Annotated in this window: 11 protein-coding genes; 4 read left to right on the plus strand and 7 right to left on the minus strand. The window is 58.0% G+C overall.

Features of this window, described 5'->3' with window-relative positions; translation table 11 throughout:
• Positions 1-132: 132 nt before the first annotated feature.
• Both KDX30_RS28510 and KDX30_RS28515 read right to left on the minus strand, forming a co-directional pair.
• Complete coding sequence (locus KDX30_RS28510; RefSeq protein ID WP_231678159.1) at positions 133-1,422, minus strand: leucine-rich repeat-containing protein kinase family protein; 1,290 nt, start codon at positions 1,420-1,422, stop codon at positions 133-135.
• Positions 1,423-1,425: 3 nt separating this feature from the next.
• Positions 1,426-2,001 (minus strand): TetR/AcrR family transcriptional regulator, encoded by a 576-nt coding sequence (locus KDX30_RS28515; RefSeq protein WP_231678160.1) that lies wholly within the window; start codon positions 1,999-2,001, stop codon positions 1,426-1,428.
• A gap of 105 nt (positions 2,002-2,106) precedes the next feature.
• On the opposite strand from KDX30_RS28515, the gene KDX30_RS28520 reads away from it, so the two are divergent.
• Positions 2,107-3,312, plus strand: coding sequence for an MFS transporter (locus tag KDX30_RS28520; RefSeq protein ID WP_231678161.1), 1,206 nt, complete (start codon positions 2,107-2,109; stop codon positions 3,310-3,312).
• 265 nt (positions 3,313-3,577) lie between these two features.
• Here KDX30_RS28520 and KDX30_RS28525 read toward each other — a convergent pair whose 3' ends face one another.
• Together KDX30_RS28525 and KDX30_RS28530 are read right to left on the minus strand one after the other, a co-directional pair.
• Positions 3,578-4,336 carry an anti-sigma factor family protein gene (locus tag KDX30_RS28525; RefSeq protein WP_231678162.1) on the minus strand — a complete coding sequence of 253 codons (759 nt, stop codon included), beginning with the start codon at positions 4,334-4,336 and terminating at the stop codon, positions 3,578-3,580.
• Entirely contained in the window at positions 4,333-4,845 is a 513-nt protein-coding gene (locus KDX30_RS28530; RefSeq protein ID WP_231678163.1) for a sigma-70 family RNA polymerase sigma factor, read from the minus strand. Before KDX30_RS28530 ends, KDX30_RS28525 begins: the two co-directional genes overlap by 4 nt.
• A gap of 176 nt (positions 4,846-5,021) precedes the next feature.
• Here KDX30_RS28530 and KDX30_RS28535 point away from each other — a divergent pair, with 176 nt between their 5' ends.
• Together KDX30_RS28535 and KDX30_RS28540 are read left to right on the plus strand one after the other, a co-directional pair.
• Positions 5,022-6,119, plus strand: a complete 1,098-nt coding sequence (locus KDX30_RS28535; RefSeq protein ID WP_231678164.1) for a catalase family peroxidase — start codon at positions 5,022-5,024, stop codon at positions 6,117-6,119.
• Positions 6,116-6,655: a cytochrome b gene (locus KDX30_RS28540; RefSeq protein WP_231678165.1), complete on the plus strand. Its 540-nt coding sequence runs from the start codon at positions 6,116-6,118 to the stop codon at positions 6,653-6,655. Before KDX30_RS28535 ends, KDX30_RS28540 begins: the two co-directional genes overlap by 4 nt.
• Before the next feature lie 108 nt (positions 6,656-6,763).
• On the opposite strand, the gene KDX30_RS28545 is transcribed toward KDX30_RS28540, so the two are convergent.
• The 3 genes from KDX30_RS28545 to KDX30_RS28555 form a co-directional block, all read right to left on the minus strand.
• On the minus strand, positions 6,764-7,909 hold the full coding sequence (locus KDX30_RS28545) for a M14 family metallopeptidase (RefSeq protein WP_231678167.1): 1,146 nt from the start codon (positions 7,907-7,909) through the stop codon (positions 6,764-6,766).
• 106 nt (positions 7,910-8,015) lie between these two features.
• Positions 8,016-8,576 carry a DUF4880 domain-containing protein gene (locus KDX30_RS28550; protein ID WP_027900829.1) on the minus strand — a complete coding sequence of 187 codons (561 nt, stop codon included), beginning with the start codon at positions 8,574-8,576 and terminating at the stop codon, positions 8,016-8,018.
• A 619-nt stretch (positions 8,577-9,195) separates the two neighbouring features.
• On the minus strand, positions 9,196-9,663 hold the full coding sequence (locus KDX30_RS28555; protein ID WP_027899705.1) for an Lrp/AsnC family transcriptional regulator: 468 nt from the start codon (positions 9,661-9,663) through the stop codon (positions 9,196-9,198).
• 182 nt (positions 9,664-9,845) lie between these two features.
• Between KDX30_RS28555 and KDX30_RS28560 the strand changes: the two genes are divergently transcribed.
• Positions 9,846-13,331: an indolepyruvate ferredoxin oxidoreductase family protein gene (locus KDX30_RS28560; RefSeq protein WP_231678166.1), complete on the plus strand. Its 3,486-nt coding sequence runs from the start codon at positions 9,846-9,848 to the stop codon at positions 13,329-13,331.
• Positions 13,332-13,725 lie beyond the last annotated feature (394 nt).

The following is a 13,725-nucleotide window of genomic DNA, read 5'->3' on the forward strand; positions in this document are numbered from 1 at the left end:
TATTAGTCCCCGCGATAAGACTGTACGCGGTTGACGTTGGATCGCGTCCAGCCTTATCGCGGGCAAGCCCGGCTCCCACAGGTACACCGTTTCAACTCAAAATTTGCAGAGCCTTATCTCGCGCAGCATTTTCTACGGGCCTTTAGTCAAAGCCTGCTCAACCTCTCGCAACGTCGGTCGCTGGCTGACATTCGGCTGAATACAGCGAGCCTGCAGTGCCCACAGAGCATCTTCTACGGGCTCGGCACAACGCTCCAGCAACTCCCCCAGCAAAATCCCGAAGGCCCGCGTTTCTATGCGTTGCAGAGCCACGCCCTGTGCGGACGTGGAATAAAACGAAGCAGCGCCGAAATCTCCCAACAGGCAATCGCCGTCGTCGTGCCAGAGAATATTGTGGCCATACAGGTCGCCATGGGTCATGCCGTTCTGATGCAGGTGTGCGGTGGCTGATGCGATGCCACGGGCCATGCGTAACGCGATTTCCCTGCTCGGATGGAAACCGTTCGGGTAAATATCCCGGGAGCACGAATCCAGACTTGGCGGACCCGCCAGATTGACGAAGCTCGGCTCAATCAATTGCATGACCAGTCCTGCGCATGACTGAGGGTGATCGAGGATCTGGCCTTCAACGGCAATGAGATTCTGGTGAGTGCCCGCCGCGATGCACGCGGCCATTTCGTTGAGCGGCGAGCCGTCGCTGGTCACGGCACCTTTGTACAGTTTGACTGCCACTGTCCTGGCTGCTTGCCGGGATGGTTGCCAGAGCGCTTGCTGGATGACCCCGGAGGCACCTTCACCCAGTTGCTGCTGAATACTCAGCTCAGTCCACGGGATCTGCCGTACAGACTTTGCTTCAGGCTCGCTGCACAGCGGATTACCGGCAAAGGCCAGCCACGCCAGTGAGGGCAGTTGCAGCAGCCAGTCAGGCAATTCGGTCAATTGGTTGGCTGCGATGCGCAGCAGTTCAAGCTGTTCACACTGGGCCAGACTCGCGGGGAGGCGGGTCAGACGATTGCCGGCCAGCATCAGCTTTTGCAGTGAGCGGCATTCGCCCAGCGTCTCTGGCAGTTGCTCGATCTGGTTGTCGGTGAGGATCAGCCAGCGCAGTCGGGGTGGCAACGCTGCGGCCGGGACGTGTGAAATCTGGTTCGCCTTGAAGCCGACGATCTGCAGATTCTGACAACGGCCAATGCAGGTCGGCAGCTCTGTAAAAGGGTTGTCGGAACAAAACAGCACTTTCAAGTGCGATAGCCGGTACAAGTCGTCCGGCAAGACGCTCAGGTTGTTGCCACTCAGATTGAGGATTTCCAGCGAATCGGCCAGATCGAAGATTTCCACTGGAAATTCGTTCAGCCCGCAGGACAGGTCCAAACGTTTTATACCCGCCAGCTTGCCCGCGCGCAGGTCTTCGAGTGTATGCATGGGTCAGCCACGACCCATGGTTTCAGGGGGCAGGTTCAGGCAACGATCGACCCATAGGTGGACGCGCTCCAGGCTCGGAGGAGCCTCTGCATACAAAATGCGATAGATCATCGGCGCAACCACTGTGTCAATCAGCTCATTGGCGTCCGGGGCTTTCTCGCCACGGGCCAGCGCCCGGTCGATGATGATCTGCAATTGATCGCGAGTGATGCCGGCACATTTGCCCGAGCACGTCGCTGCGCTGCTGGCGACGACATCGCGCATCATCTCCCGGCCGGGGGCCGAGTTCATTTCATCAAGGTACATTTCGGTCCACGTGCGCAAATCGTCGCGCAGGTTGCCGCAGTCAATAGGCTCATCCGGGCGCAGGCGCTCAACGGCGGCATCAGCCAGCAACGTGGTCAGGTCACCCCAACGGCGATAGATGGTGGACGGTGTCACGCCCGCACGTGCAGCAATCATGGGCACGCTCAAGGCCGCGCGGTCGTTTTCGACCAGTAAATCGCGCACCGCGCTGTGAATTGACTCTTGCACGCGAGCGCTGCGACCGCCGGTGCGAATTCCTTCTTTTATAGCCATGAGGCGGACCTTAACACAAAGTATTTGCTTTAAGCTGCGTCAGCTCGCACAATCCAGAACGCTAAATCTTAGCTTTAATGATGTGCCTGATCGGAGAGTGTACCCATGTCCCGTCTTTTGCAGAACCCTGACCGGGGAAACAGCGCCTTGGGATTTCTGGCATTCACGACCCTGTGCTTTTTTGCAGCGTCCAGCGCGCCGACGCCGCTCTACCATTTGTATCAGCAAGGCTGGGGTTTCTCTGCAGCGATGTTGACGCTTATTTTCGCGGTATATGCGTTCACGTTGCTGATAGCGCTGTTGATGGTGGGGTCGCTGTCGGATTACCTGGGGCGGCGCCCGGTGATCTTTGCGGCACTGCTGCTGGAAATTGTTTCCATGCTGTTGTTTATATTTGCGGTTGATGTCGGCTGGTTGCTGGCAGCGAGGATGATTCAAGGGCTGGCGACAGGTATGGCGGGCAGCGCGCTTGGGGCTGCCTTGCTGGACAACGACGAAAAACAGGGACCTTTGGTCAACAGCATCGCGCCGATGTTCGGCATGGCGATTGGGGCTTTGGGCACAGGGCTGTTGGTGGAGCTGGCGCCGCTGCCACTGCTATTGACCTACTGCCTTTTGCTGGCGGCATTTGTCGGACAAGCGATTTATATTTGGCTGATTCCGGAAACCGTCAGCCGTCAACCGGGCGCCTGGGCCTCGCTGAAACCCTCGCTGCACGTTCCTGTTCAGGCCCGGCGTACGCTGTGGCTGGTGTTGCCGGTAGATATTGCCGCTTGGTCATTAGGTGGCTTCTTCCTGTCACTGTCGCCATCGTTGCTTGCTGCAGCCACCGGGACGACTTCTGCAATCAACGGCGGGCTGGCCGTTGCCACGCTGACCATCAGCGGTGCACTGGCCATTTTCAACTTGCGTACGCGGCCTGCGGTGTTGGGGCTCTGGGTAGGTGCGATCGGTTTGCCGGTTGGCGTTGCGGTCATTCTGACGGCGGTCAATGCTGGCTGGCTTTGGCTGTTTTTCGTCGGCTCGGTCATTGCGGGCATCGGCTTCGGCTCAGGCTTTCTTGGGGCTTTGCGTCTGTTATTGCCGTTGGCTCAGGCCCATGAGCGGGCGGGGCTGATGTCGGCTTTCTATGTGCTCAGCTACCTGGCGTTCTGTATCCCGGCGTTGATCGCCGGACTGAGCGCCCACAGCTTCGGTCTGATTGCCACGACCAATGTCTATGGGGGTGTGGTGATCGTGCTGGCGCTGTTGGCGTTGGCGGGGTTGATTGTGAGGCGTGTGGCTGGACGGGAAGCGGTCAACTCGGTTTGAAGGTGTGCCTATAACGGAACCCCTTGTTTTATCGACAAAAAAGCACCTTGGGGGAACTCAATCCGTAGGAGCGGCTTCAGCCGCGAGGAGGCAGGTGCATCCTCCATGATGATTTCGTCTGAAATGATGCTCTCCCGGCTAAAGCCGGTCCTAAGTAGGAGCGGCTTCAGCCGCGAGGAGGCAGGCGCATCCTCCATGATGATTTCGTCTGAAGTGATGCTTTCCCGGCTAAAGCCGGTCCTACGTATAACAAGGTAGCAGCAACTCAAATCGCTCCGGGCAGCGCCTGTCGGGCCAGTTGGGCGGCAGGGTCTTTAGTCGGGGTGACCATGGCGTAGTTATAACCTGCGTCGGACCAGTAATCGGCTTGCAGATCACCGTCGAGTCGGGTGCCTCGCGGCAGCAAGCGGTTTTTTGCACCCGGCGGGCGGATGTAGAAACTCAGGGTGCGGCCTTCAGTGTCCTTGTACACCACCAGGGCAGCGGCCCCCTGTTCAGTAGTGGTCATGCGTCCGCTGACCGGTTTGAATCCCGCCGCTTCCAGGTTGGGCAGCCGGTTGGCCCGGGTGAAATGACGGTCAAGCCAGCCTTGTGCATCACTGGTTTTTTCCGCGCTCCAGTCGCTGGCCATGTTGTCGTCCAGAGCAAACATCCGGTAGGCCTGCAACGCATCAGCCATCGGCGGCGTTGCACTGGCCAGGGTTATTTCCCTGGCCTGCCAGCCGCTGAAACCACCACCCCCGACAGCTAACAGCAACATGGCCGCCGTAGCCAGGTGACGATAACGATTACGCCGCATGCGCTGACGGATAAACCCCGGGTCCAGTTCCGGGTTCGGCGCGCGTTGCAGCTCGCCACTCATTGCAGTGCGCAACCGTTTCGCGTCGTCCTGCCAGGCTTTGACCTGCGACGCGACCTGCGGATGGGCTGCCAGCCAAATTTCCAGGCGCAGGCGGTCGGCCTTGCTCAGTTGATGATCCACATAAGCGTGAAGGTCGAGTTCGCTGGGGGGCAGGGTGATCATTTCAGTATCCGCAGAGAAGGAGTGGTGATTTCGCCATCGCTGAACTGGCGAAGGGCCTGACGAGCGCGGGACAAGCGCGACATGACCGTGCCGATGGGCACGTCGAGAATCGTGGCGACTTCCTTGTAGCTCAAGCCTTCCACCGAGATCCATAACAGCAGCGCACGCTGCTCGGTGTTCAGTCGCTCAAAAGCGCCAAGAGTCGATTGAGCAATCACGGTGCGTTCAACGCTGGGTTGGTAATCCTCATCTGCGCCCCCGGTAAAAAGCGCCAGCATGCGGCTGTACCGACGCGAGCGGCGATGGGCGTCGAGAAACTGGCGATAGAGTATCGAGAACAGCCAGGCGCGCAAATCGCCTTCGGGGCGCTTGTCTTTCCAGGCTGACAAAGCTTTTTCAAGGCTTGCCTGAACCAGGTCATCAGCGCCGCTGGAGTTGCGGGTCAGCGACAGGGCAAACCTGCGCATTCGCGGTATCAACTCTCTGAGTTGGGCGTCGAGCTCGTTCATGGACCGCAGATTCCCTGGGCAGCAACTATGATCGTGTTAAGCGTCTGAGCAGCAAGACGACGCCCGGCATTGGTTATTCCACTCTTCGTGCAATTTTTTTCGGCGGATGGAATAAACCCTTTCCGGCTCCGTCCTACTGCCCACAAAGCGTGATAGCCGATGACCTGGAGTTGTATATGACCGACCGTGATACGTTACCCGAGGGGCAAAGACCTCCATTAAGTCCAACTGCAACGGGCCTGCGTCTGGTGGGCATTGGCGTCGTGGTGCTGGTTGCCGCTACCGCATTTGCCTATGTGGGAGGCTACCTCGATCCGCAGCGTCTGACTCCGGACAAACTGGTCAATACCCTTGAGCACAATAACGGTACTTTCCCCGGATATCGCCGCAATCACCCAAAAGGGGTATGCGTTGCAGGTTACTTCGAAAGCAACGGCGCTGCTGCCGATCTTTCCAGTGCACAGCTGTTTACCGCCATCCGCACGCCAGTGGAAGGACGATTCGCGCTGCCCACCGGCAACCCTTATTCGCCGGACAGTGCCGCGCCGATACGCAGTCTGGCCCTGCGCTTTACTCAGGCAGACGGCCAGCAGTGGCGTACCGGAATGAATGCCATGCCGGTATTCCCGGTCGGCACGCCGGAAGCGTTCTTCGGGTTGTTGCAGGCCAATGCGCCAGACCCTAAAACCGGCAAGCCTGACCCGACCAAGGCGCCTGCATTTTTCGCCAGTCACCCGGAAGCCGCGCCATTTCTGGCGTGGGTCAAGACCGCCAAGCCGTCGGCCAGCTACGCGACCGTCAGTTACAACAGTGTCAATGCGTTCTATCTGGTCAGTGCCGATGGCAAACGCCAGGCCGTGCGCTGGAACATGGTGCCTGTGGATGCCGCGCAACCCGCGGCACCGGCGCCGGACGCCAAGGATTATCTGGAGCAGGACCTGAATGACCGACTGGCCGCAGGCCCCGTTCGTTTCAACCTGATCCTGACTCTCGCGGGTGCCAGTGATCCAGTCAACGATGCCAGCAAACAATGGCCTGCTGATCGCCAAACGTTGAACGCCGGTACGCTGGTGCTGGAAAGCGAACAACCGCAGTTGAGCGGCGCTTGCCGTGACATCAACTTTGACCCGCTGGTGCTGCCATCCGGCATCAGTGGCTCGGATGACCCACTGCTGGCCGCGCGTTCTGCTGCTTACGCGACGTCTTACAAACGGCGCACTGCAGAAGTCGAGCAATTGCCCAAAGCCGCCCCCGTCCCGGAGAAAAAATCATGAGTGGCTCCAATAAGCATTTCTCTCCTCTGGCGCGCCTGCTGCACTGGTCGATGGCAGTGATGATCATCGCAATGCTGTTTATTGGCGCGGGGATGGTGGCCTCGGTGTCGGAACGACATGAATGGTTGCTCAATCTGCACAAACCGTTGGGCATAGCGATCCTGGTGCTGGTGATTCTGCGCATCATCGTCCGGGTGTCCAGCCAGACACCGCCATTGCCGGCTGACTTGCCGGGCTGGCAGGTTTTGGCGGCAAAGCTGTCCCATTACGTGTTGTACGCATTGATGCTGGCAATGCCGTTGATTGGTTGGGCGATGATTTCTGCCGCCGGTGATCCGGTCATGCTCAGTAGTTCGGTGCGCCTGCCTTCCATCGTTGCAGCGGACGCAGGGACCTTCGCCTTTTTACGTCAGGCTCATAGCTGGCTGGCGTATACGCTGTTTCTGACCGTGCTGACGCACATCGCAGCCGCGCTGTTTCATGCGTGGGTGAGGCGTGACGAGGTGCTCGGTAGCATGTTGCGGGGGAGAGGGTAAGCGCTAAAAAGAAGGGCGTTACCTTCCTGTAGGAGCTGCCGAAGGCTGCGAAGCGGTGTATCAGACAGAATGCTTTCGCAGCCTTCGGCAGCTCCTACAGGATGATTTTCAGCGCAGGATCGGGGCCATTTCCGAGAGAACGGTCAAGACATCCTTGGCCAGTTGTTTCGAGCGCTTGCCGTCCCAGCCAGTGATCAGGTCCGGGGCATCGTCGTTGTCCTTGAACGGCATCTCCAGAGTCAGCGCCAGGCACTTGTATTTTTCCCCGACGCTATTGCAGGCCAGGTTCATGTTGGCCTTGCCCGGCTGTGAACGGGGATAGCCATAGCGGGTCTGGAAATCCCGGGTGATTTCACTCAAACGGCTGCGGAACTGAGCTTCGAGTTGTTGCTGCTTGGGCGTGTAACCCGGATTGCCTTCGCAGGCAGCAGTAAACACATAGGGAATTTCTTCGTCGCCATGGACGTCGAGGAACATGTCCACGCCATACTTTTCCATCTGTTCCTTGACGAAGAATACTTCCGGGCTGGTTTCCGGGGTGGAGTCCTGCCAGGCACGGTTGAGGTCCTTGCCGTTGGCATTCGTGCGCAAATGCCCGTGGAACGAACCGTCAGGGTTCATGTGCGGGACGAGGTACAGGTCGGCGACTTCCAGCAGGGCATTCAGCACCGGATCATCCTGCTGTTGCAGGCGCTCGATCACACCTTCCATGAACCATTCAGCCATGTGCTCGCCGGGATGTTGCTGAGCAATGATCCAGATTTTGCGTTTGCCCTCGGCGCCATTGCCGCGCCGTAGCAGCGGAATCTCACGGCCTTCAACGCTCTTGCCTGTGGCCAGCAGTTCAGTGCCAGCCTTTTCCAGGGCCTGACCAATGAGCCAGTCATGGCGCTCGCGACTGTAGGGTTCGAAATAGGCAAACCAGACGTGCTCGCCAGTGGGCGTCAGGCTGAAATTCAGCGCGCGGCCGTCGAATGTGGAGGGCACCCGAAACCAGGTCTGATGATCGTAGGATGCCACTGCGTTGTAGCCAGTCCAGGCATTGTTGTAGCTGGACTGACTGGCATTGGTCAGGCTGAACCTATGGACCTGGCCCGTCTGCAGGCCTTCGACCTTAAAGTGAAACCACTGAAAATGCGGGCTGCGGGTGTCCGGGCGGATGGCCAACTGGATCTGTGCAGGGTTGCTCGCGTCTATCACTTCGATATTGCCGCTATCGAAGTCTGCGCTGATTTTGAGAGAGGTCACGGTCAGTTCCTGTGTACGTTAGTGCCAGTTATGGCGCTACTTTACACGGAACCTGCGCGAAGCAATGCGCGTCGCTGCGACGTGAAGGTGTGTGAATCGGTCACTCAGTGCTTCAGGTCTGACCGAGCAAGGCAAAAGCTTCCGCCGTCATGAGCAGGCTGCACAAAAACGCTGTCGCCATACACCAGAACAGATAACTGCGACGTTTGCGGCGATGCCAGCCGCTGGCGCCTATGACGGCAGCCGGTGCTTGAAGTTGGCGCCACAGACGCTCGGTACTTTCGAAGGCGGCGAGATGCGCAAGGTCAGCATCCAGCCAATGGCGGAATTCGATACGTTGACTGGCGGTAGCCTGTGGACTTTGCAGGTGTACATACCAGCGACTGGCCTGTTCGCATACCGGATCCACAGCGCTGGCTTCATCCGCAGCGACTTGCCGACGGCTGTGTTGCAGGACTCGCACCATGGCCTGCTCGACCAGTGCGACATCGATGCTCAGCAAGTCAGCGATGTGGGCGTAGGAAGCCCCGTCCAGTCGGCTGAGCAGAAAGACCTGCTGTGTTCGGCGAGAAAGCTTCACCAGACCGCGCCGCAGGCTCTCGCCGTGCAGACTCAGTGGAACATCTGTCCGTCGTGCAGGCAGGGCGGGGAAGGACGAGAGTTGAATACTCATGATCGATTGCCTCGCTTGATGTTGATGAAGACTTCTTTGCTAAGGTGCTGCTTTTAACGCTTTTCTGTAGGAGCTCACGAGCACCGCGAGGCAGCGATGGCGTCCTGTCTGATACACCGCCATCGCGGCCTCGCGGTGCTCGTGCGCTCCTACAGATCCAGTGTTTACCGCGCCATATTCGGTGTAGAAGACGGCGCGAGGTGCCGGGATGAGAGTCTTTCTCAAGTGCTAAGCCAGCTCAATTACCGATTATCTTCCGTGCAGCGCCTTTGAAAGCCAACTTCAGAGGCCCTTTCTGCAATCTTTTTGCTATGATCCGCGCCATCGTAGAAACGACACCCTCTTCATTAGCCTGAAGAACGCAGCACCCGAACCTTGCATCACCAGTGACACCAAAAAAATAGAAACGAACCGCAAAACTAAAAAAAAGACCCGGAAAAAATCCGGGTCAAAAACCGTGATTAGCCTGATGAGGAGATAATCCAGAAGCCGACCTAAGACTTCTGAGTTATCCAACTGACCTTGCGGCCAGTTGCTTGCAATAATAATCATTATCATTTGCAAGTCAAACCTTTTTATCGTCTCCATAGAAAATCATTCGGATTCCGCCTGACGCCCGTCAGTCCAGCGGCAGTTCTGTCGTGCGTTTTACTTCGCTCATGGCGATGTTCGAGTGGGCTTCCTGCACGTGTGGCTGCTGCAGCAGATGATCCCGCAGGAAGCGCTCGTAGCTGGCGATGTCCTGCGCCACCACCTTGAGCATGAAATCCATATCGCCCGCCATCGTGTAGCACTCCAGCACCTCGGGGTAGCCGGTGATTGCTTCTTCGAATTCCGCAAGAAAACGCCGGCCGTGCCCGGATAACTTCACATCGACGAACACCGTCATGGTCAGGCCAAGCTTGCGTGGGTTGAGCAGGGCGACTTTGCGTTCGATATAGCCTTCTTCCTGAAGGCGGTTGATGCGCCGCCAGCAAGGGGATTGGGACAGCTCGACGCGTTCGGCAATTTCGGCTGCCGAGAGATCGGCATCGTGTTGCAGCAGGCGCAGGATCCTGCGGTCGATGGGGCTTAATTTGTTCTGCATGAATTGACCTCTTTTTTTATTTTTATAGAACTGAACATGCAGAAGTTCAGCAGATAAACGGCAAATTAGAAAGAAAAAGCCTCATTGCTACAGGCAGTATTTTGCTTGTGACCGCCCGGGTAGAACCTGCCCCGCGGATTAGCCGCCATAACACTGCTCATAAAAATAAAAGGAGCGCCTGAATGTCTTTGGCTGATATTCGTCTTGACGATAAGTACCGGCTCGCGACCGGCAACCTATACCTGACTGGCACCCAGGCCCTGACCCGCTTGCCGATGCTGCAAAAGCAGCGTGATGAGGCACGAGGGCTGAATACCGCCGGTTTCATCTCGGGTTATCGCGGCTCGCCTCTGGGCAATCTCGACAAGAGCCTGTGGGACGCCAAGGACTACCTCAAGCAGAACGCTGTCCACTTTCAGCCGGGCGTCAACGAAGAGTTGGCGGCGACGGCAGTGTGGGGAAGCCAGCAGGTCAATCTGTTTCCCGAAGGCAAATACGACGGTGTATTTGCACTTTGGTACGGTAAAGGGCCGGGTGTGGACCGTTGTGGCGACGTATTCAAGCATGCCAACTCGGCGGGCGTAGCAGCCAATGGCGGGGTATTGGTGCTGGCGGGGGACGACCATGGCTGCAAGTCGTCGACCATCGCCCACCAGAGCGAACATGCGTTCATCGCGTCCATGATTCCTGTGCTCAACCCCAGTAACGTTCAGGAAATCCTTGATTACGGGATCATCGGCTGGGAGCTGTCCCGCTACAGCGGTTGCTGGGTGGCGATGAAAACCATCGCCGAGAACGTCGATTCGTCGGCCGTGGTTGAGGTCGATCCACTGCGCATCACGACGCAGATTCCTGAAGACTTCGACATTCCTGAAGGTGGCTTGCACATTCGCTGGCCGGATCCGCCACTGGCTCAGGAGGCACGGCTCAATACCTATAAAATTTACGCTGCTCGCGCTTTCGCCCGTGCCAACCAGCTCAACAAGGTTGTAATTGATTCGCCGCAGCCAAGACTGGGCATTGTCACTACCGGCAAATCCTATCTGGATGTGCGTCAGGCTCTGGAAGAACTGGGCATCGATGAAGCGCTGTGTGCTCAAGTCGGTATTCGGGTGCTCAAGGTCGGCATGAGCTGGCCGCTGGAGCCGGTTTCGGTCCATGGTTTTGCTGAAGGCCTGGACGAGATTCTGGTAGTCGAAGAGAAGCGCAGCGTGATCGAGGATCAACTCACCGGTCAGCTCTACAACTGGCCAGTAGATCGCCGTCCGGTGGTGGTCGGCGAATTTGACGAGCAAGGCCTTTCGCTGCTGCCGAACCTGAGCGAGCTGACTCCCGCAATGATTGCCAGGGTGATTGCCAAACGCCTTGCGCCGTTTTACAGCAGCGACAAAATCGACGCGCGCCTGCAGTTTCTGGCTGACAAAGAGAAAGCCCTGCAAGCGCCCTTGTTCAACACCCAGCGTACCCCGCATTTCTGTTCTGGCTGCCCGCATAACACTTCGACGCGGGTTCCGGAAGGCAGTCGTGCACTGGCCGGGATTGGCTGTCATTACATGACCATCTGGATGGATCGGGCCACCGAGACCTTCACGCAAATGGGCGGCGAGGGCGTGACCTGGATTGGTCAGGCACCGTTTACCAACACGCCCCACGTGTTCCAGAACCTCGGCGACGGTACTTATTTCCACTCTGGTCATCTGGCCTTGCGTGCTGCGGTGGCCTCGGGCGTCAACATCACTTACAAAATCCTCTACAACGACGCAGTCGCCATGACCGGCGGACAGCCCATCGATGGTGTACTGCGTGTCGATCAGCTCAGTCGTCAGGTATTCAACGAGGGCGTGCAGCGCATCGCGCTGGTGTCCGATGAGCCGGACAAATACCCAAGCCGTGAAGGCTTTGCACCGATCACCAGTTTTCACCATCGCCGCGATCTGGACAGCGTGCAGCGCGAACTGCGTGAATTTCAGGGCGTTTCAGTAATCATTTATGACCAGACCTGCGCCACGGAGAAACGTCGTCGGCGCAAACGCGGCACGATGAAGGATCTGGAAAAACGTGCGCTGATAAACACCGCCGTATGCGAAGGCTGTGGCGATTGTGGCGTCAAGTCCGGCTGTCTTTCAGTGCTGCCCAAAGAGACCGCCCAAGGCCGTAAACGCGAGATCGACCAGAATGCCTGTAACAAGGATTTCAGTTGCGTTGAAGGTTTCTGCCCAAGCTTCGTCACCGTACATGGCGGCAAGCTGCGCAAGCCAGCGCTGCCGAATCAGGTGCAGAGCTTCGTGACATTACCTGAGCCTCACCCGCAGAGTCTGGATAGACCGTTCAATATCCTGCTGTCCGGCGTGGGCGGTACGGGCGTGACCACCGTGGGTGCCATGCTGGGCTATGCGGCCAACATTGAAGGCAAAGGCTGTAGCGTGCTGGATCAGGCCGGCCTGGCGCAGAAGTTTGGTCCGGTTGTCAGTCACATCCGCATCGCTGCACGTCAGCAAGATCTGTTTGCGGTGCGCATACCGGCCGGGGAAGCCAACCTGCTGCTGGGCTGCGACTTGCTGGTAGCGGCGGGGCCGGATGCCATCGCCAAGCTCAACTCGACCTTTTCTCATGCCGTGGTCAACAGCCAGCAAACGCCAACTGCGGAATTCACCCGTAATCCGGATGCGGTTTTTCCAGTCGAGGCGATGAAACAAACCATTAGGGACGCTGTGGGGGCTGAAAAAACTCACTTTATCGAAGCGACTGATCTGGCGATTCGTTTGCTCGGCGATACCATTGCCAGCAACCTGTTCATGCTGGGCTACGCGTTCCAGCTGGGCTTCATTCCGCTCAGTTCTGCAGCCATTGAAAAAGCCATCGCACTCAACGGCGTGGCGGTCGAGCTGAATCAACAGGCTTTCCTGTGGGGACGGCGAGCAGCCCATGATCTGGCGGCTGTGCAAGCCATTGCTCATCCTCAGGAGCAAATCGTCGAAGCGCCGCAGCCCGTTGACCTGGCGCAACGCATCAAAGCCAACGTCGCTGCGCTGACCAATTACCAGAACGCTGCCTACGCTGAACGCTATACGCGTCTGGTTGAAAATGTGCGGCAGACCGAGATGCGCTTGTTCCCGGGGCAGTTGGCGGTACTGACTGAAGCGGTGGCGTTCAATCTGTTCAAGGTGCTGGCGTACAAGGACGAGTACGAAGTCGCGCGTCTCTACAGCAACGGCGATTTTACCCGTCAATTACAGACGCAGTTTGAAGGTGATTACCGGCTGGAGTTTCACTTGGCGCCGTCATGGTTGGCCAAGCGTGACAAGCTGACGGGAGAACCTCGTAAACGCAGTTTCGGACCCTGGATGCTCAAGGCGTTTGGCGGGCTGGCGAAGTTTAAATTCTTGCGGGGTACGGCGTTCGATCCATTCGGGCGCAGCCTTGAGCGTCAGCAGGAGCGAGAGTTGATCGAGGCGTATATCAGCGACGTCGAGCTGATCCTGCTCAACCTCAATGCCATGAATCGCCACACTGCGCTGGAATTGGCGCGTTTGCCGGAGAAGATTCGCGGTTATGGGCACATCAAGGAACGCGCCATGAAGGCTGCGGGGCTACATGCCGAGCGGGTACGGCATAGTCTGTTGACGGGAGAAGTGGCGGCGCCGAAGTTGTTTGAGGTGGTGGCTTGAGATTTTAATGAGTCCGGCTACAGGATGGATATCGCGGGCCAGCTTTGCTTATGTTGGAGCCGGGCTTGCCCGCGATGCAGACGCCGCGGTGTTGCAGGTGAACCGAGTCGCTCTTATCGCGGGCAAGCCCAGCTCCCACAGAGTTATGGGCTGGCTGCGCGACAGCGTCCTCTGACGTAAGTCGTCGCGGGCTAGCGTTGCTGGGCAGGCGATCACTTTCTCCTGTGGGAGCCGGGCTTGCCCGCGATGCAGACGCTGCGGTGTTGCAGGTGAACCGAGTCGCTCTTATCGCGGTCAAGCCCAGCTCCCACAGAGTTATGGGCTGGCTGCGCGACAGCGTCCTCTGACGTAAGTCGTCGCGGGCTAGCGTTGCTGGGCAGGCGATCACTTTCTC

This window comes from Pseudomonas quasicaspiana (assembly GCF_021147825.1).
GTDB classification, from domain to species: Bacteria; Pseudomonadota; Gammaproteobacteria; order Pseudomonadales; family Pseudomonadaceae; genus Aquipseudomonas; species Aquipseudomonas quasicaspiana.